25 protein-coding genes, 1 pseudogene and 1 riboswitch are annotated in these 23690 nt (G+C 68.4%); of the genes and pseudogenes, 24 read left to right on the forward strand and 2 right to left on the reverse strand.

Annotated features, from left to right (window positions below):
• Nucleotides 1–64: 64 nt before the first annotated feature.
• The 7 genes from KBY90_RS06575 to KBY90_RS06605 all read left to right on the forward strand — a co-directional run bounded on the left by KBY90_RS06575 (nucleotide 65) and on the right by KBY90_RS06605 (nucleotide 6096).
• Nucleotides 65–790, forward strand: coding sequence for an STAS/SEC14 domain-containing protein (locus KBY90_RS06575; RefSeq protein WP_254967707.1), 726 nt, complete (start codon nucleotides 65–67; stop codon nucleotides 788–790).
• A 74-nt stretch (nucleotides 791–864) separates the two neighbouring features.
• Nucleotides 865–1004: riboswitch (guanidine-I (ykkC/yxkD leader) on the forward strand.
• Between the two features lie 26 nt (nucleotides 1005–1030).
• Nucleotides 1031–2233 carry an agmatinase gene (gene speB / locus KBY90_RS06580; protein WP_254967708.1) on the forward strand — a complete coding sequence of 401 codons (1203 nt, stop codon included), beginning with the start codon at nucleotides 1031–1033 and terminating at the stop codon, nucleotides 2231–2233.
• A 4-nt stretch (nucleotides 2234–2237) separates the two neighbouring features.
• The gene (locus KBY90_RS06585) at nucleotides 2238–2630 is read left to right on the forward strand and encodes a hydrogenase maturation nickel metallochaperone HypA (protein ID WP_254967709.1); all 393 of its coding nucleotides are present in this window, start codon (nucleotides 2238–2240) and stop codon (nucleotides 2628–2630) included.
• 5 nt (nucleotides 2631–2635) lie between these two features.
• Nucleotides 2636–3343 carry a hydrogenase nickel incorporation protein HypB gene (hypB, locus tag KBY90_RS06590; protein ID WP_254967710.1) on the forward strand — a complete coding sequence of 236 codons (708 nt, stop codon included), beginning with the start codon at nucleotides 2636–2638 and terminating at the stop codon, nucleotides 3341–3343.
• A 145-nt stretch (nucleotides 3344–3488) separates the two neighbouring features.
• Nucleotides 3489–4502 (forward strand): ABC transporter substrate-binding protein, encoded by a 1014-nt coding sequence (locus KBY90_RS06595; RefSeq protein WP_254967711.1) that lies wholly within the window; start codon nucleotides 3489–3491, stop codon nucleotides 4500–4502.
• Between the two features lie 21 nt (nucleotides 4503–4523).
• A complete protein-coding gene (locus tag KBY90_RS06600; protein WP_254967712.1) occupies nucleotides 4524–5291 on the forward strand; it encodes an ABC transporter permease in 768 nt (255 codons plus the stop codon).
• Nucleotides 5292–5319: 28 nt separating this feature from the next.
• Nucleotides 5320–6096, forward strand: coding sequence for an ABC transporter ATP-binding protein (locus tag KBY90_RS06605; protein ID WP_254967713.1), 777 nt, complete (start codon nucleotides 5320–5322; stop codon nucleotides 6094–6096).
• Here KBY90_RS06605 and KBY90_RS06610 read toward each other — a convergent pair.
• Nucleotides 6080–6262, reverse strand: coding sequence for a hypothetical protein (locus tag KBY90_RS06610; protein ID WP_254967714.1), 183 nt, complete (start codon nucleotides 6260–6262; stop codon nucleotides 6080–6082). The genes KBY90_RS06605 and KBY90_RS06610 overlap by 17 nt on opposite strands.
• Nucleotides 6263–6457: 195 nt before the next feature.
• On the opposite strand from KBY90_RS06610, the gene KBY90_RS06615 reads away from it, so the two are divergent.
• The 9 genes and pseudogenes from KBY90_RS06615 (at nucleotide 6458) to KBY90_RS15165 (ending at nucleotide 14827) form a co-directional block, all read left to right on the forward strand.
• Complete coding sequence (locus tag KBY90_RS06615) at nucleotides 6458–7390, forward strand: fatty acid desaturase (RefSeq protein ID WP_254967715.1); 933 nt, start codon at nucleotides 6458–6460, stop codon at nucleotides 7388–7390.
• Nucleotides 7391–7400: 10 nt separating this feature from the next.
• Nucleotides 7401–8408, forward strand: coding sequence for an alpha/beta fold hydrolase (locus tag KBY90_RS06620; RefSeq protein WP_254967716.1), 1008 nt, complete (start codon nucleotides 7401–7403; stop codon nucleotides 8406–8408).
• A gap of 69 nt (nucleotides 8409–8477) precedes the next feature.
• Nucleotides 8478–9809 carry a type III glutamate--ammonia ligase gene (gene glnT, locus KBY90_RS06625; RefSeq protein WP_254967718.1) on the forward strand — a complete coding sequence of 444 codons (1332 nt, stop codon included), beginning with the start codon at nucleotides 8478–8480 and terminating at the stop codon, nucleotides 9807–9809.
• Nucleotides 9810–9862: 53 nt separating this feature from the next.
• A pseudogene (locus KBY90_RS06630) lies at nucleotides 9863–10834 on the forward strand (integron integrase).
• A gap of 236 nt (nucleotides 10835–11070) precedes the next feature.
• Nucleotides 11071–13185, forward strand: a complete 2115-nt coding sequence (locus tag KBY90_RS06635) for a P-loop NTPase fold protein (RefSeq protein ID WP_254967720.1) — start codon at nucleotides 11071–11073, stop codon at nucleotides 13183–13185.
• A 206-nt stretch (nucleotides 13186–13391) separates the two neighbouring features.
• Complete coding sequence (locus KBY90_RS06640; RefSeq protein WP_254967721.1) at nucleotides 13392–13787, forward strand: hypothetical protein; 396 nt, start codon at nucleotides 13392–13394, stop codon at nucleotides 13785–13787.
• Nucleotides 13784–14152, forward strand: a complete 369-nt coding sequence (locus tag KBY90_RS15160) for a hypothetical protein (RefSeq protein WP_396122549.1) — start codon at nucleotides 13784–13786, stop codon at nucleotides 14150–14152. The genes KBY90_RS06640 and KBY90_RS15160 overlap by 4 nt, the downstream gene beginning before the upstream one ends.
• Nucleotides 14153–14276: 124 nt before the next feature.
• A complete protein-coding gene (locus KBY90_RS06645) occupies nucleotides 14277–14669 on the forward strand; it encodes a dihydrofolate reductase family protein (protein WP_254967722.1) in 393 nt (130 codons plus the stop codon).
• A 23-nt stretch (nucleotides 14670–14692) separates the two neighbouring features.
• Nucleotides 14693–14827 (forward strand): hypothetical protein, encoded by a 135-nt coding sequence (locus KBY90_RS15165; RefSeq protein ID WP_396122550.1) that lies wholly within the window; start codon nucleotides 14693–14695, stop codon nucleotides 14825–14827.
• Nucleotides 14828–14854: 27 nt separating this feature from the next.
• On the opposite strand, the gene KBY90_RS06650 is transcribed toward KBY90_RS15165, so the two are convergent.
• The gene (locus tag KBY90_RS06650) at nucleotides 14855–16231 is read right to left on the reverse strand and encodes a PhoH family protein (RefSeq protein WP_254967723.1); all 1377 of its coding nucleotides are present in this window, start codon (nucleotides 16229–16231) and stop codon (nucleotides 14855–14857) included.
• An 80-nt stretch (nucleotides 16232–16311) separates the two neighbouring features.
• On the opposite strand from KBY90_RS06650, the gene KBY90_RS06655 reads away from it, so the two are divergent.
• The 8 genes from KBY90_RS06655 to leuB all read left to right on the forward strand — a co-directional run bounded on the left by KBY90_RS06655 (nucleotide 16312) and on the right by leuB (nucleotide 23637).
• Nucleotides 16312–17499 (forward strand): F420-0:Gamma-glutamyl ligase, encoded by a 1188-nt coding sequence (locus tag KBY90_RS06655; protein ID WP_254967724.1) that lies wholly within the window; start codon nucleotides 16312–16314, stop codon nucleotides 17497–17499.
• Nucleotides 17500–17608: 109 nt separating this feature from the next.
• The gene (locus tag KBY90_RS06660) at nucleotides 17609–18691 is read left to right on the forward strand and encodes a hypothetical protein (RefSeq protein ID WP_254967725.1); all 1083 of its coding nucleotides are present in this window, start codon (nucleotides 17609–17611) and stop codon (nucleotides 18689–18691) included.
• A complete protein-coding gene (gene ruvX / locus KBY90_RS06665; protein ID WP_254967810.1) occupies nucleotides 18688–19170 on the forward strand; it encodes a Holliday junction resolvase RuvX in 483 nt (160 codons plus the stop codon). The genes KBY90_RS06660 and ruvX overlap by 4 nt, the downstream gene beginning before the upstream one ends.
• Nucleotides 19171–19209: 39 nt before the next feature.
• Nucleotides 19210–19758, forward strand: a complete 549-nt coding sequence (locus KBY90_RS06670) for a DUF3727 domain-containing protein (protein WP_254967726.1) — start codon at nucleotides 19210–19212, stop codon at nucleotides 19756–19758.
• Nucleotides 19755–20267 (forward strand): YqeG family HAD IIIA-type phosphatase, encoded by a 513-nt coding sequence (locus KBY90_RS06675; RefSeq protein WP_254967727.1) that lies wholly within the window; start codon nucleotides 19755–19757, stop codon nucleotides 20265–20267. The genes KBY90_RS06670 and KBY90_RS06675 overlap by 4 nt, the downstream gene beginning before the upstream one ends.
• An 8-nt stretch (nucleotides 20268–20275) precedes the next feature.
• On the forward strand, nucleotides 20276–21355 hold the full coding sequence (proB, locus tag KBY90_RS06680; RefSeq protein WP_254967728.1) for a glutamate 5-kinase: 1080 nt from the start codon (nucleotides 20276–20278) through the stop codon (nucleotides 21353–21355).
• Nucleotides 21356–21394: 39 nt separating this feature from the next.
• Nucleotides 21395–22498, forward strand: coding sequence for a UDP-3-O-(3-hydroxymyristoyl)glucosamine N-acyltransferase (gene lpxD / locus KBY90_RS06685; protein WP_254967729.1), 1104 nt, complete (start codon nucleotides 21395–21397; stop codon nucleotides 22496–22498).
• Nucleotides 22499–22536: 38 nt separating this feature from the next.
• The gene (gene leuB / locus KBY90_RS06690) at nucleotides 22537–23637 is read left to right on the forward strand and encodes a 3-isopropylmalate dehydrogenase (protein WP_254967730.1); all 1101 of its coding nucleotides are present in this window, start codon (nucleotides 22537–22539) and stop codon (nucleotides 23635–23637) included.
• Nucleotides 23638–23690: the final 53 nt, after the last annotated feature.

The raw sequence follows: 23690 nt of genomic DNA on the forward strand, positions 1-23690 counted from the left end.
CTGCGTGGCCCTGGCTGATGGGGCTGTCTAGCTTCGGGTTGAGCGTCAGCAGGGGAGACAAGCCGTGATCGAGACGATTGCGGGGCTGCCGGAAGGGACCCTGGGCTTCACCTTCAGCGGGCGGATCACCGGCGGGGACTACGACAGCGTGCTGGTGCCGGCCATCGACCGCGCGATCGAGATGCACGATCGCATCAAGGTCCTGATGGTCTTCGGCGAGGGGTTCGAGGGCTACGACCTCGCCGCCGTCTGGGACGACGCCCGCCTGGGCCTGCGCCACTGGCGCGGCTTCGAGCGCATCGCGGTCATCAGCGACGTGCCCTGGCTGCGCACGGCGGTGCGGGCCATGGGTGTGGCGCTGCCCTGTCCGGTGCGTCTGTTCGCCGGCGGCGACGAGCAGGAAGCCCGCCGCTGGCTTGCCGAATCGCTGGGCGCGATCCACCTGGAGGAACGGGATGGGGTGGTCCGCGTGCGGCTGATCGGCCAGCTGGAGCCCAGCGCCTACGACGGGGTGGAGGAGGAGATCGCCCGGCTGTTCGCCAGCTCCCAGCCGGTGCGCCTGCTGGTGGACCTGCGGGAGTTCGACGGCTGGAGCGGCCTGGCGGCTCTGGGCGACCATCTCTCGCTGGTGCGCGAGCACCGCCGCACGCCACGGCGCGTGGCGGTGCTGGGCGATCAGGCCTGGGAGAAACTGGCGTCACGGCTGCTCTCCCGCTTCACCGAGGCGGAGACACGCTTCTTCGACGGCGCCCATGCCGAGCAGGCGGAGCTCTGGGCCCGCGGCGGCTGAGGCCGGTCGATTCCAGCGGGGCTGGTAGCCGTCGCCACAACGCACCTGCCGGTGTGGGGTGAATCTGGCTCAGCGGAAGCAGCTTCTAGGGTTCCGATCCCCACCCTGCGTGCCGTGCGCGACTTTGCGTGCCGTGCGCCTCCGAGGGATGCCTGGTCCGAGAGAAGCTCACCGGGTTCGCCCGGTTGCACGGAGGGACAAAAGCCCGGGAGACCGCTTCAGTCCACTCCGTGCATGCCCATGAGCGATCCCACCGGCGCGACCACCGGCCCTGAAGGCGCGTTCGAACCTCCGCGCGGCCGTCAGGGCGCCGAGGCCCTCGAGAAGGAGGCCCGCCTGCCCCTCACCGGCTGGCAGCAGGAGGTGGACCAGGGCCACCGCTGGGGCCTGGAGGCCGCCGAGAGCATCGTCGACCGGCGCATCTCCACCTTCTCCCGCGGCGAACTGCCCCACTTCGCGGGCATCAACACGTTCATGAAGGCGCCCTACATCGAGGACGTGAACCGGGTGGGGGAATTCGACGTGGCGGTGGTGGGGGTCCCCCACGATTCCGGCACCACCTACCGGCCCGGCACCCGCTTCGGTCCCCAGGGCATCCGGCGGATCTCGGCCCTCTACACCCCCTACAACTACGAGATGGGGGTGGATCTGCGCGAGCAGATCAAGCTCTGCGACGTGGGCGACATCTTCACGATTCCGGCCAACAACGAGAAGAGCTTCGACCAGATCTCCAAGGGCATCGCCCACATCTTCGCCAGCGGTGCCTTTCCGATCATCCTCGGCGGCGACCACTCGATCGGCTTCCCCACCGTGCGCGGCGTCTGCCGGCATCTGGGCGACAAGAAGGTGGGCATCATCCACTTCGACCGCCACGTCGACACCCAGGAGATCGACCTCGACGAGCGCATGCACACCTGTCCGTGGTTCCACGCCACGAACATGGCCAACGCCCCCGCCAGGAACCTGGTGCAGCTGGGCATCGGTGGCTGGCAGGTGCCGCGCGAAGGCGTGAAGGTGTGCCGCGAGCGGGGCACCAACGTGCTCACCGTCACCGACATCTGCGACATGGGCCTGGAGGCGGCGGCGCAGTACGCCATCGAGCGCGCCACCGACGGCACCGACTGCGTGTACATCTCCTTCGACATCGACTGCATCGACGCCGGCTTCGTGCCCGGCACCGGCTGGCCCGAACCCGGCGGCCTGCTGCCGCGCGAGGCCCTCAAGCTGCTGGAGCTGATCGTGCGCAACGTGCCGGTGTGCGGCCTGGAGGTAGTGGAGGTGTCGCCGCCCTACGACATCAGCGACATGACCTCACTGATGGCCACCCGGGTGATCTGCGACACCATGGCCCACCTGGTGGTGAGCGGCCAGCTGCCGCGGAAGGAGAAGCCCAGCTGGATCAGCGACGTCTGCAACATGAACGTCGATCAGACGTGGAGATGAGGCCATGCATGAAGTCGACATGACCAAATGCCTGCTCCTCTCCATGAACGCCTGGAAGCAGCAGCACGCCCCGCACACGCCCCAGGTGGAGCGGGTGCATCTGCAGGTGGGCGCCTTCACCTGCGTGGAACCCGACCAGTTGGTCACCACCTGGCGGGTTGCCGTGCAGGGCAGCTGGCTCGATGGCGCCGACCTGGCGATCGAAACCGTGCCCCTGGTGGGGCGCTGTTTGATCTGCAACAGCACCTACAGCCCCGATCCCCGGCAGGCCTACCGCTCCCCCTGCTGCGATCACCCGATGGAGGAGATCGTCAGTGGCCGCGAGCTGCGCATCCGCTCCGTCGATTACCTGCTTCGCGATCCAACCCGCCCTTCACGAACCGCCGCTGCGCGCTGACCGCCATGCACATGCCCCTGGAAGACACCCTCGGCCTCAACCTGCTGGCTGCCAACCAGCACCAGGCCGAGCACAACCGCGAGCACTTCGACGCCTGGCGGCTGCTCTGCCTGAACGTGATGAGCAGCCCCGGCGCCGGCAAGACCTCGCTGCTGGAACGCAGCCTCGCCGCCCTGGCCGGCGAGTACGCCATGGCGGTGCTGGAGGGCGACATGACCACCCAGCTGGACGCCGAGCGCCTGGAGGCGGTGGGGGTGCCGGTGGTGCCGATCACCACCGGCCGCAGCTGCCACCTGGATGCGGCGATGGTGAGCGGTGGCCTCAAGCTGCTGCGCCAGCGCCTCGATCCCGCCGCTCTCGACATCCTCTGGGTGGAGAACGTGGGCAACCTGGTGTGCCCGGCAGAGTTCGAGGTGGGCGAGCACCGCAAGGTGGCGCTGCTGAGCGTCACCGAGGGCGACGACAAGCCGCTCAAGTACCCGGTGATGTTCCGCGAAGCCCACTGCGTGCTGATCACCAAGACCGATCTGCTGCCCTACCTGCCGGTGCAGCTGGAGCGCATCGAGGCCCACATCCGCCAGGTGAACCCCCGCTGCGCAGTGATCCCGGTGTCCGCCACCAGCGGCGAGGGGATCGAGGCCTGGCACCAGTGGCTGGGGGCGCAGCTCGCGGCCATCGCGCCGGCGGCCCCCGCCGCCCTGGTGAGCGCATGACGGACGCCTCCAGGCCACGCCAGCGCCAGCCGGAACCCTTCTGAGCCATCGCCGGCCGCCCCCCGATCCAGCGGCACCTCGCCGCAGCGGAGCTCCTGGGTCAGGAACTCCCCGCCCATCCCCCACCACCGCTCGATTGCCAGCCATGCGTCTTCCCTTCCTGCGCCGCCCCAGCACCGGCCGTCGCCGCCTGCTCGCCACCCTGCTGCTGGTGGGCCTCGGGGCCACCACCCTCAGCGCCTGCGGCGGCGGCACGCCGGAAGGCGCGGTGCGCATCGGCTACAGCGCCTGGCCGGGCTGGATCCCCTGGAAGGTCACCGAGGAGAAGGGGCTGTTCGGCGTGCCGGTGACCCTGCAGTGGTTCGACGGCTACCTCGATTCGATCAACGCCCTCAACGCCGGCCAGCTTGACTGCAACAGCCAGACCCTCAACGACACGATCAGTTCGATCGCCGGCGGCGCCGATCTGCAGGTGGTGCTCACCAACGACAACTCCACCGGCAACGACCAGATCATCGTGGCCGAGGGGATCAGGACGGTGGCCGACCTGAAGGGCAAGCGGGTGGCGGCCGAGGAGGGCACGGTGGATCACTACCTGCTGCTGCTGGGCCTGGAGAAGGCGGGCCTGAGCGCCGACGACATCACCTTCGTGCCGCTGGAGACCGGGGCCGCCGCCGCCGCCTTCGTGGCCGGCCAGGTGGATGCCGTGGGCGTGTTCGCCCCCTTCACCACCCAGGCCCTGAAGCGCCCGGGCAGCTCCACCCTGTTCACCTCCGCCGACTTCCCGGGCGCCATCAGCGATCACCTGGTGTGCCGCCGCGAGTTCGTGGAGGCCAACCCCGAGAAGGTGCAGAAGATCGTCGACGCCTGGTTCGCCACCCTGGCCGAGATGCAGGCCAACCCGGAGGCCTCGCTGGCCATCCTCAGCGCCCGGGCCGGCGTGAGCGAGGAGGAGTACAGGGCCTACGAGGCCGGCACCACCCTGTTCAGCCTCGAGGACAACCTCAAGGCGCTGGCGCCCGGCAGCACCATGGCATCGCTGCCCTACGCCGCCGGCCAGATCAGCGCTTTCCTGCAGCAGGTGGGCCTGGCGCAGAGCCCGCCGAAGCTGGAGGGCCTGTTCGAGGGCCGCTTCCTGAAAGCGGTCAAGGCGAACTGAGCGGGGGGCGGGAGAGGGGCCATGGCACGCGCGAAGGACCTGCTGCACCACCCCTGGGTCCTGGGACTCACCGGGGTGCTGGTGGTGCTGCTGATCTGGACGCTGGTCACGAGCCTGAGGCTGGTGGACCCCCTGTTCCTGCCCAGCCCGGCGGCTGTACTGGCAGCGGGCCGGGCCCAGGCCGGCCAGGGGCTGCTCTGGGCCGATCTGCTGGCCAGCGTGGGGCGGGTGCTGGGCGGCTTCGCCCTCTCGGCGGCGGTCGCCCTGCCGCTGGGCATCGCCATGGGCACCAGCACGGTGATCAACCGGCTGCTGGAGCCGCTGATGGGCCTGATCCGCTACATGCCGGCCCCGGCCTTCATTCCCCTGCTGATCATCTACTTCGGCCTGGGGGAGCTGCCGAAGATTCTGCTGATCTTCATCGGCACCCTGTTCTTCAACACGCTGATGATCATGGATGCGGTGAAGTTCGTGCCGCGCGAACTGGTGGAGACGGCCCTCACCCTCGGCGGGCGCACCTCCCAGGTGCTGCTTCGGGTGATCACGCCCTGCATCGCGCCCCAGGTGATCGACGCCTACCGGATCAACATGGCCGCCGCCTGGAATCTGGTGATCGTGGCCGAGCTGGTGGCCGCCAACGAAGGGCTGGGCAAGCGGATCAGCCTGGCCCAGCGGTTTCTGCGCACCGACGAGATCTTCCTCGGCCTGATCGTGATCGGCCTGATCGGCCTGGTGATCGATCTGGGCTTCCGGCTGGTGATGCGCCGGGCCTGCGCCTGGGCCAACTGAACGGCACTCTCACCGCACGACCTTCCCCATGCAGCTGCGCGTCGACCAGGTGGAGAAGAGCTTCGGCAGCGGCCGCAGCCGCAAGCTCGTGCTCGACCGGATCAGCTTCACCGTGAACACCGGCGAGTTCGTGGCGCTGGTGGGCAGCTCGGGGTCGGGGAAATCGACGATGATGCGCCTGGTGGCCGGTCTGGACCGCCCCACCGCCGGCGTGATCAGCATTGACGGCACCCCCGTGCGCGGGCCGGGATCGGACCGGGGGATGGTGTTTCAGAAGTACAGCCTCTACCCCTGGCTCACGGCCGCCCAGAACGTGGCCTTCGGCATGGAGCTGCAGGGGCTGAACCGGCGCGAGATCCGCGAGCGCACCAGCTACTTCCTGGAGGTGGTGGGGCTGGCGGACGCGGCCCGGCGGCTGCCGCGGGAACTCTCCGGCGGCATGCAGCAGCGGGTGGCGATCGCCCGCGCCCTGGCCGCCCAGCCCCGGGTGCTGCTGCTCGATGAACCCTTCGGCGCGCTGGATCTGCAGATCCGCGAGTCGATGCAGGAGTTCATGCACGATCTCTGGCAGCGCACCGGCCTCACAGCCCTGCTGATCACCCACGACCTGGAGGAGGCGCTGCTGCTGGCCCGGGAGGTGCACATCCTGGCGCCCAATCCCGGCCGCATCGTGCGTTCGGTGGCCGTCGACCTCGACAGGGGCGACCTGCGCCACCTGCGCCTGTCGCCGCAGTTCCTGGAGCTGCGGGAAGAGCTCGCCAGCTGCCTGCGCGGCATGGAGCCGGCGCTCACCCCGGCGCCGTGAACTCCTCGGGCCGGATGCCCAGGTACACCGCCTCCTGGAACAGGGCCTGCTTGGCGGCGGCATCCTGACGCCGCTCGGCGTCGGCGTAACGGCTGCGCAGGGACTGAACCAGCGCCGGCCGGCGGGGATCGGCGCTGGTCTCGGAGGGGAGCTCGGACTGGCTCATGAACAACGACGACGCCATCGACAGGGGGAGAGGGGGATGCGCTGGGGGACCCCCCGCGAACCAGGGACCGGAATCAGACGAATCCAGCCTAGGTAGCGCACCAGTGACCATGCCTACCGCAGCGGCGCCGGCGGGGCTGCTGGGATGGCGCCCAGGGCCCCGCCTGCCCCCTCCCGCCCTCGCCGATCCCGACCCATGCCCGCGTCCCCATCCGTGCTGCTCGAGCGCTCACGGCTGGCTGAACTCAACGAGCTGCGCAGTGGACCGGCGGCGCTGCGCCTGGCCTGCCACCTGGGGCTGATCGGGGCCGGCGGCCTGCTCTGGGGACTGCAGACCCTGCCCCTGGGCCTGCGCCTGCTCGGCCTGGTGGCCAGCGGGGTGGGGCTGGCCACCGCCTTCGCGGGCCTGCACGAGTGCAGCCACCGCACCGCCTTCAGCAGCAGGCGCGTCAACGACGCAGTGGCCTGGCTGCTGGGGCTGCTGAGCTTCTACAACGCCACCGCCTACCGGCGCTACCACCAGTGGCACCACCGCTACACCCACCAGCCCGGCCTGGATCCGGAGCTGGATGATCCCGTGCCCACCAGCCCCGGGGCCTACCTGCTGGAGCTGAGCGGCTGGCAGTGGTGGACCGGCAAGCTGCAGGGCTATGCCCGGCTGCTGTGGGGCGACCTCTCGGCGGTGCCCTACCTGAATGCCGAGGTGATCCCCCAGGTGCGTCGCTCGGTGTGGCTGCAGGCGGGCCTCTACCTGCTGCTGGCGGCGCTGTCGCTGATCGGCGGCAACGGCTTCCTGCTCCGGTTCTGGCTGCTGCCCCTGGCCGTGGGCCAGCCGTTCCTGCGCTTCGTGCTGCTGGCCGAGCACAGCGGCTGCAGCTTCAGCGCCGACGGCACCGCCAACACCCGCACCACCCTCACCAACCCCGTGGTGCGCTGGCTGATGTGGAACATGCCCTTCCACGCAGAGCACCACCTCTACCCCTCGCTGCCCTTCCATGCCCTGCCGGCGGCCCATGAGCTGATCGGGCCGCACCTGCAGCACCTGGACCGGGGGTACGTGGCCGTGCACCGCCGCCTGCTGGCCAACCTGCCCGCCCTGGCCCTGCCCGCCGCCAGCGGCGCGGCATGAGGACGGCGTCATGAGCCCCTCCGCAGCGGCGCCAGCGGCACCACCCCGGCAGCAGGGGTTGCATGCCCTGGGCCCTTTCCCCCTCAGCTGCGGCCGCACCATCACCGACGCCCGGGTGAGCTACCTGCGCATCGGCGCGCTCAACGCCGAGGGCAGCAACCTGATCCTGGTGCCCAGCTCCTACGGCGCCCGGGTGGAGGACCTGGCCTGGCTGGCCGGGCCGGTGTTCGATCCGCAGCGCTGGTGCGTGCTGATCGCCGGCATGTTCGGCAACGGCGCCTCCAGCAGCCCCAGCCACGGCGCCATGGGCCTGGCGGAGCAGGGCTGGGTGGTGGATCAGCGCGACAACGTGGCCGCCCAGCGGCGGCTGCTGGCGGAGCTGTTCGGGGTGGAACGGCCGGCGCTGGTGTACGGCTGGTCGATGGGGGCCCAGCAGGCCTACCGCTGGGCGGTGGACCATCCCGAGGCGGTGGCGCGCATCTGCTGCGTGTGCGGCACGGCGCGCACCTCCCCCCACAACCGCCTGTTCCTGCTCAGCCTGCGCCAGGCCCTCACCGCCGACCGGCACTGGACGGGAAGCGGCTTCAGCGCACCGCCGGAGCAGGGGCTGCTCACCTACGCCCTGATCTACGCCAGCTGGGCCGCCAGCCAGCCCTTCTTCCGCACCATCGCCGAACCGGTGGAGGAGCACGTGCGCCAGCAGTGGCTGCCCCACTACCAGCGCCACGACCCGCGCGACCTGATCGCCATGCTCGACACCTGGCTGGCCCACGACGTGGCCGACGGCGGCGACCTGACCGCGACCCTGGGGCAGGTGCGGGCCCGCACCGCCGTGGTGGCCGGCAGCCACGACCTCTACTTCCCCCCCGCCGACCTGGAGGCCGACGCCAGAGCCATCCCGGGGGCGAGCTTCCACCGGATCGAATCCGAGCTCGGCCACCGGGCCGGCAACCCCCACAGCAGCGCGCCGGAGCAGGAGCAGCTGCGGAGCATCGCAGAGCAGCTGCTGGCCAGCTGATCACGCCATCCCTCCATCCGCTACCCCTTCACTCCACCACCGTCGCCCCATCCCCCCATCCACCCCGCCATGACCGATCTCGCCAGCCAGGCCCGCGAGCTGCAGCTGAGGTTCCTGCTGATCTCCTTCACCGACCTGTTCGGCATCCAGCGGGCCAAGCTCGTGCCCGCTTCGGCGATTGCGGCCATGGCCCGCGACGGGGCCGGGTTCGCCGGCTTCGCCGCCTGGCTGGATCTGTCTCCCGCCGACGGCGACGTGATGGCGATCCCCGATCCCGCCAGCCTCACTCCCCTGCCCTGGCAGCCGGAGGTGGGCTGGGTGGCGGCCGAGCTGGTGCTGGCCGGCACACCGATGGCCCAGTGTCCGCGCCGCCTGCTGCGAACCCAGCTGGAGCGGGCGGCGTCCCTGGGCTACGAGCTGCGCAGCGGCGTGGAGGCCGAGTTCTTCCTGCTGGGGGCCGACGGCGGCGGCATCGCCGATCCGGCCGACCACCAGGAGAAACCCTGCTACGACCAGCTGGCGCTGATGCGCCGTTACGGCCTGATCGGGCCGCTGCTGGAGGCGATGGAGCAGCTGGGCTGGGGGCCGTACCAGGCCGACCACGAAGACGCCAACGGCCAGTTCGAGGTGAACTGGACCTTCGCCCACGCCCTCACCACCGCCGACCGCCACGCCTTCTTCAAGGTGATGGTGAAGACGCTGGCGGAACAGCAGGGCCTCAAGGCCAGCTTCATGGCCAAGCCCTTCGCCGAACGCACCGGCAACGGCTGCCACACCCATCTCTCCCTCTGGGGCACGCCGGGCAACGCCAGCGCCGGCACCAGCGGCGCCCAGACCAACCTGTTCCACGATCCCGCCGGCGAGCTGGGGCTCTCGGTGTTGGCCTACCAGTTCCTGGCGGGCCTGCTGGAGCACGCCCCGGCCCTGTGCGCCCTCACCAACCCCACGGTGAACAGCTACCGGCGCCTGGCGGCGCCGCCCACCACCTCCGGCGCCACCTGGAGCCCGGCGGGCATCAGCTACAGCGGCAACAACCGCACCCACATGCTGCGCATCCCCGACGACCAGCGGCTGGAGCTGCGGTTGCCGGACGGTTCGGCCCATCCCTACCTGCTCCAGGCCGGCATCCTGGCGGCGGGCCTCGACGGCATCGAACGCCAGCTGCAACCCGGCCCGCGCCGGGACAACGACAACTACGCCGCCCCGCTCGCGCCCGACATCTGCCCGCGGCTGCCGGCCGATCTGGGTGAAGCGCTGGATGCCTTCGACGGCGACAGCCGCCTGCGGGCGGCCCTGGGGGAGGAGTTCTGCCAGGCCTACGGCCGCCCGCGTCGCCGCCAATGGCTGCGCGACCGGGGCGACATCAGCGACGCGGAGCGGCTGGCGTGTCTGGATTGTTGAACGGGAGCCTGCAAGCGTGGCAACGCTGAACCGTAGCCGTGGCGGAGGTTGGGATGACCCAGCAAACCAAGTCTCCCGGCCTGATCCAGCGCTACCGGGAAAAGCTCCAGACCCGCCACTACGCCCGGCGCACAGTGAAGACCTACGAGCTATGGCTGCGGCGCTTTCTGCGGTTTCACGGCATGCGGCATCCCCGCGACATGGGCAGCGCCGAGGTGAACGCCTTCCTCACCCATCTGGCAGTGGACCTGAAAGTGAGCGCTTCCACCCAGAACCAGGCATTGGCGTCGCTGCTGTTTCTCTACCGCGAGCTGCTGGAACGGGACCTGGAGCTGGAGGGTGTAGTGCGGGCGCGGACACGACGACGGCTCCCAGTGGTGCTCAGCGAGGCCGAAGTCCAAACGGTGCGTGATCGCCTGGAGGGGCAGCCAGCGCTGGTGGTGGGGCTCCTGTATGGCAGCGGTCTGCGCCTGATGGAGGCCCTGCGGCTGCGCGTGAAGGATCTGCATTTCGAGCGGCGTGAGCTGACCGTACGGGATGGAAAAGGCGGCAAGGACAGACTCACCCTGCTTCCCCAGAGCCTGGTAGCAGAGTTGCAGCGACATCTGCTGGGTGTGCGGCGCCTGCATCAAGCGGATCTGACTGCAGGGTGGGGCCGGGTGCTGATGCCCAATGCCCTCGCCAGGAAATATCCAAATGCCGATCGAGAATGGGCCTGGCAGTGGGTGTTTCCACAGGAACATCGCTAGCACGATGGAGCATCAGGGATCCAGGGACGCCACCATCTGGATCCGAGCATCGTGCAGAAAGCCGTGAAGCGGGCGGTGACTGAGGCTGGGGTGACCAAGTCAGCCAGCTGCCATACCTTTCGCCATTCGTTTGCCACCCACCTACTGGAACGCGGCCAGGACATCCGCACGATCCAGGAACTTCTGGGCCATCAGGATGTAAGCACCACCATGATCTACACCCATGTGCTGAACCGCGGGCCGCTGGGGGTCCGCAGCCCTGCGGACCTTGTGTAACACCACGAACAGTTGGTTTGCGGACCCGTGAACCACAGCTAGATTTGCGAAGGTTGATCCTGAAATCACTTGCCACAACAGGTGGCTCGCGCATTAAGCGAGCTTCTCCCGCCTTGGTTACCGGAAAGCGAAGGGCTGATGGAGGTGGTTCACAGAACCCTCCAATGACTTGTTAGGCAGATCGGAAGGCTATGGGCTGGATACGACGCTGGTTTCGACGAGAAAGCACCGAGACGGTGGATGACGTCTCCGGGATGGAGCGCATGCCTCAGATCGCAGGCAACGCAGCCAAGGTCACCGCAGACAATCCAATTACCAGGCCGGAAGACGACGCGCTTGGGCGCACTAAACTCGCACAATCATTCGCGGAGCAGGTTCTCGCCCTTGATTCAACCGAAGGCGTTGTTGTGGGAGTCCTAGGGCCTTGGGGTTCCGGCAAAACATCCTTCGTCAATCTTGCTCACAAACGACTGAGGCAGGCAGGCGTTACGGTACTTGAATTCAACCCTTGGATGTTTAGCGGTGCGGATCAGCTTGTTCAGGCTTTCTTCGTAGAACTCTCTGCTCAGCTAAAGCTGCAACGAGATCTCGCCGAGATCGGCAAGCTTGTCGAGGACTATGGTGAAACCTTCTCCGGCCTTGCGTGGCTACCGCTTGTAGGCCCGTGGATCGAGCGCGGTCGAGCAGCAAGCAAGATTCTGGCTAAGCTACTGCAACGGAAGAAAGAGGGCATTCGGGGTCGCCAGTCAAAGGTCCGCGATGCTCTTTCTAAGCTTCCGAACCCAATCGTAGTGGTCCTAGATGACATCGACCGGCTAACCACGCCTGAAATCAGGGATGTATTCAAGTTGGTACGGCTTACGGCCAACTTCCCCAATGTTATCTATTTGTTGGCGTTCGATCGCATTAGGGTCGAGCAGGCCCTCGCCGAACAAGGAATACCAGGGCGCGACTACCTTGAGAAGATTTTACAGATAGGCATCGACCTGCCAGCCGTGCCTGCAGATGTACTGAACTCGCAGATCTTCGCAGCAATCGATAAAGCACTCGGCAGCATTCAGAACCCAGGGAATTTCGATCCGGAAGTGTGGCCGGATGTGTTTATTGAGGTCGTTCGACCTCTTATCCGAAACATGCGGGACGTTCGGCGATATTCGGCCGCAATTCATGGGACAGTGCTCGACTTGGGCGGACAGGTTGCTCTTGTTGATGTATTAGCGCTTGAGGCAATTCGCGTATTTCTCCCTGACGTATTCCGCAATCTGCACTCTACCGTTGACGGACTCACAAATACCTCGGATGGCTATGGCCACCGGGGAGACCTACCCCACCTTAAGCAACAGATCGAGGTGCTAATCAAGGCCGCCGGCGACCGTGTAGAGGTCGTGCGAGACTTAGTTCAACGACTGTTTCCCGCGGGCCAGCGGCACTTGGGCGGCACTCACTTCGGCGGCGATTGGAAGAACCGGTGGCTTCGGGAACGACGAGTGGCGCATGAAGATGTTTTGCGCTTCTATCTAGAGCGGGTCATGGGCGAGCGACTTCAGTCCTTTGCGGAAGCTGAGAACGCATGGACACGCATGACTGATCGGACTGCCTTCGAAACCTATCTCCACTCCCTGCCAGTTGAACGACTGCAGGACGTTATTTCATCGCTCGAAGTATATGAAGACCAGTTCGGCCCCGAGCATGTAGTTCCGGCTACGATCGTGCTCCTCAATCTTCTACCAAGCCTTCCCGAGCGCCAGCGCGGGATGTTCGATCTAGATACACGATTGGTTGTTGGGAGAGTTGTTTATCGCCTCGTGCGATCACTGAAGGACCCTCAAGCGGTGGAGGCAGCGGTTCGCGAGATACTTCCTCACGTTGCGTCTTTGTCATCAAGGCTTGAGCTAATTACGGACGTCGGATATAGAGAGGGCGCAGGGCACAAACTTGTGTCCGAGACAGCTGCGAAAAGCCTGGAAAAGGAGTGGCGTGATGCAGTTCGCGCTAGCGACGCGGATACTCTGGCGCGGGAAACGGATCTTCTCCGAATTCTCATTATTACCAAGAGGGGTGCTGGGCTTGAAGAGCCTGCGTTCACGGTTCCTGGCTCGGTGGCAGTCACACAGGCGCTCCTGAAAGCGGCCCGGAGCGAAGTACGAAGTCAATCAATGGGCAGCCGGGTAGTTCGCCGCAAGCCACGGCTCGCCTGGGATGCATTGATCGAAGTATGCGGTAACGAGATTGCGCTTCGCCAGCGTATCGAAGCACTTAAGGCATCCAGGCCGGAGAACATCGGCGACTTGCTTGAACTCGCGGACAAATACCTCTCGGGATGGCGACCTAAGGACTTCGGCGATGACTAGGTTCAGGACGGAGTTGCCTAACAACCGCATGCAGCCGACGCGCAGAAGGCAGCGCGCGGCAGATGCCGGACGTTAGGCCCACATAAAGCATGAGCATCGCAGGCGGCACAATGACTTTACGAGCCCCCACAATTCCTTGCGCACCGAGATCAATTCAAAAGGGCACGCCACTTAAGGTATTGCTCGACTAAGAGGCCGTCGAGTGCTTGGCTCAAAATATCCTATACGTTCACAACGCATTTGATGTCAAAGGATTCCGCGAGTCCGCATTAACAGACATTGAGCAGCTTGAATTGATGCAGAGAGGCCAGCAAATCGCTAAAGCCCTGCATCAGTTTCTTCCTAGAGGTTATTCAGAGGCGATTGATATCATTATTGCGTCACTCACACCCGCACAAACAGAAGCAGAGGAATTCTGGCTGGCAGGGTTTTTCTATCTGCCGCACAGCTTCTTCATTTCTGAATACGGGCAAGAAATTGAATACAACAGCGGCAAAGACCCGTTTGAAGCATCAATGGGGGCATTGTACGCATTAACCTCACGCTTCACGCCTGAGTTTGCAATCGCACGTTTCTCATCCATCAGCAAGAGCGCACGCTGACAAAGGTCTCAGATTGGTTAAATGACCCCAACCCTCATGTAAGGCGACTTTGCGTCGAGGGCACGCGTCCAAGATTGCCATGGGGAAAGCGCATTCCTTCGCTTATCACCAATCCGCAACCAACATTACACTTGCTGGAAACTCTAAAGAACGATAAATCTCTCTATGTTCGCCGCAGCGTCGCCAATCATCTTGGGGACATCGCAAAAGACCATCCAGAAGTAGCATTTTCCATATGTGAACGCTGGTTGAAGGAGGATCCATCCAAGGATTTACAGTGGCTTATTCGCCATGCAGTTCGTCATCCCGCTAAGAAGGGTGACGCATGGGCGCTAGAAATCCGTCTAGCAGCACAAGGCGACTAGTTTCATGGGATATATCTTGGCCTAACAAGTCCATCAAGTGGAACGGCCTCCTGAAAGAATCTGGCTCCAGCATACAATCCCTGCCTGCCACTCGGGGCAGCCTTAGCCCTACTGGAGGGAAGACATGAGCTCGGAAGTAATCGTCTACATTGCAGCCAGTCTCGATGGCTACATCGCTCACTCGGACGGGTCAATTGATTGGCTCGACATCACAGGACCTGAGGAAACCGAGCGAAACATGTCTGACTTCGTCGAGCTATTGAAGACCGTCGACTGTCTCGTCATGGGTCGGATGACGTTCGATACGGTGAAGCAGTTCAGCCCTTGGCCGTACGGAGCGCTTCCAATCGTTGTCCTGAGCACTACTCTCAGCGAGACACCGCTGATTGAAGGGGCCAATATCCGGATCCGCTCGGCCCAACCGGCTGATCTGCTTCGCGACCTGGAGAGCGAGGGTCTTTCCAGAATCTACGTCGACGGAGGTGTACCATCCACGGTTTCTTGCGGGAAGGCCTGATCGACAGCATAACCGTCGCGACCGTGCCGATCCTTCTCGGTTCTGGCAGACCGCTCTTCCCAGAGACGGCACAAGAGTTGAAGCTCAAACTGGAGAGCAGCGTAGCCCTTGAATCCGGAATAGTGAAATCGACATACCGGCGGCAACCGAAGGTCTAGCAAGCTGATCGAACGGACGGAGATGAGTCACAGCAGATTCGCCGCCAGCTCCGCCAGCTCGCTGCGCTCGCCCCGCTGCAGCGTCACGTGGCCGGCCAGGGCCTGGCCCTTGAAGCGCTCCACCAGCCAGGTGAGGCCATTGCTCTCGGCATCCACGTAGGGATTATCGATCTGATAGGGGTCGCCGGTGAGCACGATCTTGGTGCCCTCGCCCACCCGGGTCACGATCGTCTTCACCTCGTGGGGGGTGAGGTTCTGGGCCTCGTCCACCACCATGTACTGCCCCGGGATCGAGCGGCCGCGGATGTAGCTGATCGCCTCCACCTCCAGCAGGCCCATGCCCTTGAGGTCGCTCCAGTTGCTGCGCGGCGGCCGGCTGCCGCCACGGGAACTCGTGCCCTTGTGGTGGTCGTCGCCGCCGAGCAGGAAATCGAGGTTGTCGATGATCGGCTGCATCCAGGGGCCCATCTTCTCCTCGATGTCGCCGGGCAGGAAGCCCAGTTCCTTGCCCAGGGAGATCACCGGCCGGGTCACCAGCATCCGCTCGTACAGCCGCTCCTCGGCCACCTGGTTGAGCCCGGCGGCCAGGGCCAGCAGGGTCTTGCCGGTGCCGGCCTTGCCCACCAGCGTCACCAGCTGCACGGCCGGATCCAGCAGCAGATCGAGGGCGAAGGTCTGCTCGCGGTTGCGGGCGTGGATCCGCCCCAGCTTCACCTTCGACACCCGCTGCAGGGGCTGCAGCGTCGCGGTGGCGGCCTGGTAGCGGGCCAGCAGGGTGTGGCTGGGCTGGGCGCGGTCGATCAGCGTCACCCCCTCATTGGCCTGCAGCGGCTGCTCCAGGTCCAACGGTTCCACGGGCAGGCCGGGCGGCTCCTTCACCCGGTCCATCTGCTCGGCGTTCACCCACACCTCGCGCACGCCCGGATAGAGATCGGCGATCGCCACCCGGTCGCTGGTGTAGTCCTGGGCGATCAGGCCCACCGCATCGGCCTTGATGCGCAGGTTGGTGTCCTTCGTCACCAGGATCACCGGCGGCTGATCGCCGATCACCGCCTGCAGCTGCTGCTGCTCCAGCGCCACCGCCAGGATGTTGTTGTCGCCGTTGCCGCCCTTCAGCTCCGGCGGCAGGGTGGTGAGGGTGTCGCTGCGGCAGAACACCACCTTGAGCACGCCACCCTGCTCGTCGATCTCCACCCCCTCGGCCAGGTTGCCCCGGCCGCGCAGCTCATCCAGCAGCCGCGACACCTCCCGGGCGTTGCGGCCCTTCTCGGCCGGATCGCGCTTGAAGCGGTCGATCTCCGCCACCACCTCGATGGGGATGACGATGTTGTTGTCCTCGAAGCGGGTGAGGGCGTCGGGATCGTGCAGCAGCACGTTGGTGTCGAGCACGAACGTCTTGCGCATCGCGCCACCGGCCTCTGAAGTCGGGTGAGGCTAGGGCGACAGTCGGCGCCTACGCTCCGGCGGTTCGCGCCCCGTCGCACTTGCTGCTCCTGGTTCTGCTCAAGCTGGCCCTGCTCGCCGCCCTGCTGTTCGGCCTGCTGCTGCTCTGGCTGGAGCTGCGCCACCGCCTGCGGCCGGCCTCACCGCTGCGGCTGGCCGCCTCGCCCTTCGCCGTCGAGCCCCTCAGCGGCGGCGGCCTGCAGGTGAGCGGCGAGATCACGATCAGCAACCCCCACCGGCGCATGGAGGTGTTCGTGCCTGAGCTGGAGCTGCGCCCCACCCTGCTGGGCCGCGGCGATCTGGCCGGCGTCAGCCTGCGCACCGGCGTCACCGCCCTTCATCCCGACGAGGAAGAGCGGCCCGACGGCTACTGGGCCGCCTACATCGTCAAGGGCCGCAAGGCCACCCGCGCCCGGCTCACGGTGGAGATCCGCGGCGAGCCCGGCGTCGATCTGCAGGCCCTGCTCGACACCCTCTGGCTCGAGGTGCTGTGGGTGAACTACGGGCCCTTCGGCCGCCTCCGGGCCCGCGACGGCATCCTCATCCCCCTGCGCCGGCCCGAGCCCCAGCAGCCCGCCACCGCCAGCTGGCGCGAGGGGGAGCGCTGCCGGGTGCTGCCGGTGCGCACCCATCTGCTCGGCACCCTCGACGACCCCGAACAGGTGCTGCGCCACTACGCCGGCGGTGTGCTGGAGCCCGGCGACGTGCTCACCATCGGCGAGACGCCCCTGGCGGTGATGCAGGGCCGCTACCACCATCCCAAAACCGTGCGGCCCTCGGCCCTGGCCCGGCTGCTCTGCCGCGTGTTCCACCCCACCAGCTCCCTGGCCACCGCCTGCGGCATGCAGAGCCTGATCGACCTGGTGGGCCCCGCCCGGGTGCTCTGCGCCTGGCTGGCCGGCACCGCCCTCAAGCTGGTGGGCTCCAAGGGCTGGTTCTACCGCCTGGCCGGCGAGCAGGCCCGCCTGATCGACGACGTGACCGGCACCACCCCGCCCTACGACCAGACGATCGTGCTCGGGCCCGACCGTCCCGAGGCCTTCTGCGAGGCGATGGCCCAGGCCCTCGGGGTGGGCGTGGCAGTGGTGGACGTCAACGACCTGGGGCGGGTGAAGGTGCTCGCGGCCAGCCGCGGCTGCGACGAGGAGCTGCTGCAGCGGGCCCTGCGGCCCAACCCCGCCGGCAACGCCAACGAGCGCACACCTCTGGTGCTGGTGCGGCCCGCCTGATCAGCGGCGTCCGGGCAGCGTCGGTACAGTTGATGTGGCCCCTGCGGACTGCCCTGGGATGACAGCGCAATCCCCACCGGCGCAATCCCCTTCAGCGCGATCCATCCCGGTGCAGGCCCCCCGTGACGAAGCCGAGTCCGGGGCAGACGGGTCCGGCGGCGGCGGCCTGCTGATCGAGCCCCTGGCGGGCTGGCACCTGCCCCTGCTCACCGATCCGGCCTTCGTGCCCCTGCAGCCGCTGCTGCAGCGCACCACCCTGCTGCGACTGCCCGGGCAGGTGCTGCAGTGGCTGCCCATTCCGACCCCCAGCAGCTGCAGCCGCCAGGTGCTGATCGCCCGCCGGGGCGCCACGCCCCTGGGCCTGATCGTCACCCGCCCGGAAAACCGCAGCGGCAGCTGCTGGCGGGTGCAGCACCTGCGCCTGGCGCTGGAGAGCGGCAAGCGGGCACTGGCCGGCGAACTGCTGCGGGAGGCGATCCTGCGCGCCCACGGCGCCGGCAGCTGGATCGCCACCGCCTCCACCCTCGACGGCGACCGCCTCGCCGCCTTGCGCGAGCAGGGATTCCAGCCCCTGCGCACCGAACGGCTCTGGCGCTGGCCTGGCCAGCTGCCGGAAGCGACCGGCGCGGGCGATGGCGCCGGAGCCGCCCCCGGCGACTGGACGCTGCGGCCGCTCAACCGCCGCACCGCCCGCAGCCTCTGGCAGCTGGAGCAGGCGGCCTGCCCCGGCCTGCTGCGCCAGCTGCTCGACCGCCACGTGGACGACCTGCTGGAGCGCAGCAACGGCCGCGGCTGGATGCTCATGGACCCCTGCCGCGACCAGGCCGTGGCGGCGGTGCGCTGGCTGGGCGAGCACGCCGGCGGCGGTCACGACCTCGAGCTCACGGTCCATCCCGGCTGGCGGCACCTGATCGGCACTCCCCTGACCGCCCTGCTGGTCCAGGCCGCCCGCACCCTCGGCACCGAGAGCTCCCTGTGGCTGCGCAGCGACGTGAACGACAAGGCGCTGGAGCGCTGGCTGCGCGAGCTCCAGGCCGAACCCCGCGGCGAGCAGGTGCTGATGGCCCGCAGCGTCTGGCGCCGCCAGGAGCTGCAGGTGCCCGCCCAGGCGGCCGCCCGCCGTCTCCAGGAGGTGCTGCAGCAGCTGCAGCCCCGCCGCCGCCCGCTGCCCACCCCGGTGGTGCCCCGCTGACGGCCGCCCCCCGGCCACGCTCGGCCCTGGCCCTCGATGTGGGCCGGCGACGCATCGGCCTGGCGGGCTGCGACCCCCTGGGGCTCACGGTCACGCCCCTGCCGGCCCTGGCCCGCGCCAGCTTCGACGCCGACCTGGAACGGCTGCAGGCCCTGATCCGCCAGCGGCGCGTGCAGGCCCTGGTGGTGGGACTGCCCCTCGACAGCGCCGGCCGGCCCGGCGAGCAGAGCCGCCACTGCCGCCGCTACGGCGAGCGGCTGGCCCGGGCCACCGGCCTGCCCCTGGCCTGGGTGAACGAACACGCCAGCAGCTGGGCCGCCGCCGAGCGGCACGGATTGCACGGTGATCGCAGCGGCAGGCTCGACAGCGCCGCAGCCGCCCTGCTCCTGGAGCAGTGGCTGCAGGAGGGTCCCGAACCGCTGCCGGTGGCGGCGGCCACACGCGATCCGGGCAGGCTGAGCGGCGTTGATCCATCCTGAGGGCACAGCTCCACTCCTGTGAGCGCCGCGGAATCCTTCATGACTGGCTCGGGCGAACTCCCCACCGACGTGCCGACTGTTCTGGTGAGCGACCAGAGGGGGCGCCAGCTGCTCTGCTTCCTGGAACAGCTGATCCCGCTCGACGGTCACGACTACGTGCTGCTCACCCCGGTGGACACCCCCGTGTGCCTGTTCCGCCTGCGCGAGGGGGAGGAACCCGCGCCGATCGACACGATCGAGGCCACCGAGCCGATCCTCTCGGTGGCGGATGTGGTGCTGCAGGAACACGACCTCACCCTGGTGCGCTCGGCCGTGACCCTCACCGTGAGCGGCGAACTCGACGAGCCGGAACCCGACGACCTTGACGACGAGGACGACGAGGAGGACGACGAGGAGGTGGAGACCTACGAGCTGCTGGTGAGCTTCCTGGTGGACGACCAGGAGTACGGCCTCTACATCCCGCTCGATCCCTACTTCGTGGTGGCCCGCATGGACGGGTCCGACGCGGTGCTGGTGGAAGGCGAGGAATTCGACCGCGTCCAGCCCCGCATCGAAGCGGAGCTGGGGGAGCGGGAGGGCCTGCAGTGAGCCTGCGTCAGCTGCTGCAGCCCGACTGGCTGCTGGAGCGCACCCTGGCCGAGGTGCCGCTGCAGCAGCTGCTCGAGCGCGGCATCGCCGCCCTGGTGCTGGACGTGGACCGCACGCTGCTGCCCCGGCGCCAGGCCACGCTGCCGGAGAACTGCCGGCACTGGCTCGAGGAGGCGCGGCGGCAGCTGCCCATCCACCTGCTCAGCAACAATCCCTCCCGCCAGCGCATCAGCGCCGTGGCGGCGGAGATCGGCGTGCCCTTCACCACCTCCGCCGGCAAGCCCCGCCGCGCCGCCCTGCGCCGGGTGCTGCAGCAGTTCCAGCTGCCCCACCGCCAGGTGGCGCTGATCGGCGACCGCCTGTTCACCGACGTGATCGCCGGCAACCGGCTGGGGCTCTACACCGTGCTGGTGAAGCCCATCGATCCCCTGGGCCAGCCCTGCCAGCGCGACCGGCTGCAGAAGCTGGAACTGCACCTGGCGAAATGGCTGGGTACCACGCTGGGATGAGGGCCGGGATGGACGGGGAGAACGGGATGCGCCGGGTGGTGAAGGTGGGCACCAGCCTGCTGCGCGGCTCCGGCGAGCGGCCCACCGCCGCCGTGATCGCCGATCTGGCCGCCAGCCTCAACCGCGCCCGGCGCCGCGGCGATGCCATCGCCCTGGTCACCAGTGGCGCCGTGGGCCTCGGCTGCGCCGTGCTGGCGATGGAGAAGCGGCCCGGCGAGGTGGCCGCCCTCCAGGCGGCCGCCGCCGTGGGCCAGGGCCATCTGATGGCCCTCTACCAGGACGCCTTCGCGGTGCGCGGGCTGACGGCGGCCCAGGTGCTGCTCACCCGCGGCGACCTGGCCTCCCGGCGCCGCTACCAGAACGCCTGCCGCACCCTCGAACAGCTGCTCGCCTGGGGCGTAGTGCCGGTGGTGAACGAGAACGACACCCTGGCCACCGACGAGCTGCGCTTCGGCGACAACGACACCCTTTCGGCCCTGGTGGCGGTGGCCGTGCAGGCCGACGAACTGATCCTGCTCACCGATGTGGACCGGCTCTACTCCGGCGATCCCCGCAGCGACGCCTCGGCCGAACCGATCGAGGAGGTGCGCGACCTGGCCGAACTGGAGCGGCTGGCCCATGTGGCCGGCGGCGGCGGCCGCTGGGGCACCGGCGGCATGACCACCAAGCTGGCGGCGGCGCGCATCGCCACCTCCAGCGGCATCCGCGTGCACCTGGCCGACGGCCGCGATCCGGCGGTGCTCGACGCCCTGCTGGCCGGACAGCGCGTGGGCACCGTGTTCCAGCCCTCCGCCGAGCCCCTGCCCGACCGCAAGCGCTGGCTGGCCCATGCCCTGGTGCCCAAGGGAGCGCTGCGGCTCGACGCCGGCGCCGAGCGGGCGCTGGTGGCCCGGGGCGCCTCCCTGCTGGCCGTGGGCGTGACGGCGGTGGAGGGCGACTTCACCGCCCGCGAGGCGGTGCGCCTGCTGGGCCCCGACGGCCGGGAACTGGGCCGGGGGCTGGCCAGCCTGGACAGCGCCGAACTGCGGCGGCTGATGGGCCGGGCCGGGGTGGAGGTGGTGCACCGCGACCGCCTCGCCCTGCTCTAGGGCCCTGCCTACGATCCGCCCAGCCGAAAGCCTGCGGGGATGCGCTTCAGCCAGTTGCTCGGCCATCTCAGCGAGCTGCGCTCCACCAGCGGCCTGCGCTCCGCTGCCGAAGCCAGAGCCGAAACCGGCCGCGATCTGGCCGCCGACCCGGAGCTGAGCGGCTGCGGCGCCCTGGCCGAGGCCGAAGCCGGCCAGCTCAGCTTCCTCGAGGCCGGCAGCCCCCTGGCTGCAGCCCTGGCCAGCACCGCCGCCAGCGCCGTGCTGCTGCCCGCGAGCGACGCCGAGGGGCTGGGCCCGCAGCTCAGCGCGCGGGGCATCGCCTGGGTGGCCCTGGCCGATCCACGCCTGGGATTCGCCGAGGCCCTGGAGGCACTGCACCCCCGGCCCCTGCCGCCCCCGGGCATCCACGCCAGCGCCGTGGTCGATCCCTCGGCCGTGGTGGGGGTGGGCAGCCACGTGGGCGCCCAAGTGTGCATCGGCGAGCGGGTGCGCATCGGCACGGGCTGCGTCCTCCACCCCCACGTGGTGCTCTACGCCGACGTGGAGCTGGGCGACGGCTGCGAACTCCACGCCGGTGCCGTGGTGCACCCCGGCAGCCGCCTGGGACGGGGCTGCGTGATCCAGGCCAATGCCGTGATCGGCGGCGAGGGCTTCGGCTTCGTGCCCACCGCCGCCGGCTGGCGCAAGATGCCCCAGACCGGCCGCGTGGTGCTGGAAGACGGCGTGGAGGTGGGCTCGGGCAGCACCATCGACCGCCCGGCGGTGGGTGAGACGCGCATCGGCGCCGGCACCAAGATCGACAACCTGGTGCACATCGGCCATGGCGTCAGCACCGGCCGCGGCTGCGCCCTGGCGGCCCAGGTGGGCATCGCCGGCGGCGCCCGCCTCGGCAACGGCGTGATCCTGGCCGGCCAGGTGGGCCTGGCCAACCGGGCGGTGATGGGCGACCGGGCGATCGCCAGCTCCAAGTCAGGGGTACACGGCGAGGTGGCCGCCGGCGAGGTGGTGAGCGGCTACCCGGCGATTCCCAACCGCCTCTGGCTGCGCTGCTCGGCGGCGTTCAACCGGCTGCCCGAGCTCGCACGGACCCTCCGCCAGCTGGAGAAGGGCACAGGCCGGGGGAGCGGCCACCCAGAGCCCTAGCCTCCGCGGCTGGCCCACCCGCTCCCCACGCCGGCACCATGACCACGACCCACCGCATCACCCTGCTCGCGGGCGACGGCATCGGCCCGGAGATCACGGCGGTGGCCCGGCTGCTGCTGGAGGCGGTGGGCCGGCGGCATGGCTTCAGCCTCAGCTTCAACGAACAGCCGATCGGCGGCGCCGCCATCGACGCCACCGGCGAACCGCTGCCCGCCAGCACCCTGGAGGCCTGTCGGCAGGCGGATGCAGTGCTGATGGGCTCGATCGGCGCACCCCGCTATGACACCCTGCCCCGCGACAAGCGGCCGGAAACCGGCCTGCTGGGTCTGAGGCGGGGGATGGGGCTGTTCGCCAACCTGCGGCCGGTGGCGATCAGCCCCTCCCTGATCGACGCCTCCACCCTCAGGCGGGAGGTGATCGAGGGGGTGGACCTGATGGTGGTGCGCGAGCTCACCGGCGGCATCTACTTCGGCACCCCCAAGGGACGCGTGGACGCCGAGGACGGAGTGCGGGCCTTCAACACCATGGCCTACAGCGATCACGAGATCGACCGCATCGCCCGCGTGGCCTTCGAGCTGGCCCGCCAGCGCCGGGGCCGGCTCTGCAGCGTGGACAAGGCCAACGTGCTCGACGTGAGCCAGCTCTGGCGCGAGCGCGTCGAGGCGATCCACCTCACCTCCTTCAGCGAGATTTCGCTGAGCCACATGTACGTGGACAACGCCGCCATGCAGCTGGTGCGCGATCCGCGCCAGTTCGACGTGCTGCTCACCGGCAACCTCTTCGGGGACATCCTCAGCGACGAGGCGGCCATGCTCAGCGGCTCGATCGGCATGCTGCCCTCGGCCTCCCTCGGCGAGAGCGGCCCGGGCCTGTTCGAGCCGATCCACGGTTCCGCCCCGGACATCGCCGGCCAGGACAAGGCCAATCCCCTGGCCACGGTGCTCAGCGCCGCCATGCTGCTGCGCATCGGCCTGAAGGAGGAGGAGGCGGCGGCTGATCTGGAGCAGGCCGTGGAGCAGGTGCTGGCGGCGGGCTACCGCACCGCCGACCTGATGGCCCCGGGCTGCAGACCGCTGGGCTGCATGGCCATGGGCGATCAGCTGCTGGCGGCCGTGGAGAACAGCCCGTCTGCGGGCTGACGCCGGAGGCCCGCCCGCGGGTTCGGACCGGCGACCTGCCAAACTCGCCCACG

The sequence above is a fragment of the Cyanobium sp. CH-040 genome (assembly GCF_024346135.1).
Taxonomy (GTDB): Bacteria; Cyanobacteriota; Cyanobacteriia; order PCC-6307; family Cyanobiaceae; genus NIES-981.

Excerpts from the sequence above, each read along its gene's own strand:
- KBY90_RS06585 (WP_254967709.1), top strand. The coding sequence starts at position 2,238 with ATGCATGAAGTCGACATGACCAAATGCCTGCTCCTCTCCATGAACGCC.
- KBY90_RS06615 (WP_254967715.1), top strand. The coding sequence starts at position 6,458 with ATGCCCGCGTCCCCATCCGTGCTGCTCGAGCGCTCACGGCTGGCTGAA.
- leuB (WP_254967730.1), top strand. The coding sequence starts at position 22,537 with ATGACCACGACCCACCGCATCACCCTGCTCGCGGGCGACGGCATCGGC.
- hypB (WP_254967710.1), top strand. The coding sequence starts at position 2,636 with ATGCACATGCCCCTGGAAGACACCCTCGGCCTCAACCTGCTGGCTGCC.
- lpxD (WP_254967729.1), top strand. The coding sequence starts at position 21,395 with ATGCGCTTCAGCCAGTTGCTCGGCCATCTCAGCGAGCTGCGCTCCACC.
- KBY90_RS06650 (WP_254967723.1), bottom strand. The coding sequence starts at position 16,231 with ATGCGCAAGACGTTCGTGCTCGACACCAACGTGCTGCTGCACGATCCC.
- KBY90_RS06610 (WP_254967714.1), bottom strand. The coding sequence starts at position 6,262 with ATGAGCCAGTCCGAGCTCCCCTCCGAGACCAGCGCCGATCCCCGCCGG.
- KBY90_RS06645 (WP_254967722.1), top strand. The coding sequence starts at position 14,277 with ATGAGCTCGGAAGTAATCGTCTACATTGCAGCCAGTCTCGATGGCTAC.
- glnT (WP_254967718.1), top strand. The coding sequence starts at position 8,478 with ATGACCGATCTCGCCAGCCAGGCCCGCGAGCTGCAGCTGAGGTTCCTG.
- KBY90_RS06620 (WP_254967716.1), top strand. The coding sequence starts at position 7,401 with ATGAGCCCCTCCGCAGCGGCGCCAGCGGCACCACCCCGGCAGCAGGGG.
- proB (WP_254967728.1), top strand. The coding sequence starts at position 20,276 with ATGGACGGGGAGAACGGGATGCGCCGGGTGGTGAAGGTGGGCACCAGC.
- KBY90_RS06670 (WP_254967726.1), top strand. The coding sequence starts at position 19,210 with ATGACTGGCTCGGGCGAACTCCCCACCGACGTGCCGACTGTTCTGGTG.
- KBY90_RS06595 (WP_254967711.1), top strand. The coding sequence starts at position 3,489 with ATGCGTCTTCCCTTCCTGCGCCGCCCCAGCACCGGCCGTCGCCGCCTG.
- KBY90_RS06605 (WP_254967713.1), top strand. The coding sequence starts at position 5,320 with ATGCAGCTGCGCGTCGACCAGGTGGAGAAGAGCTTCGGCAGCGGCCGC.
- speB (WP_254967708.1), top strand. The coding sequence starts at position 1,031 with ATGAGCGATCCCACCGGCGCGACCACCGGCCCTGAAGGCGCGTTCGAA.
- KBY90_RS06600 (WP_254967712.1), top strand. The coding sequence starts at position 4,524 with ATGGCACGCGCGAAGGACCTGCTGCACCACCCCTGGGTCCTGGGACTC.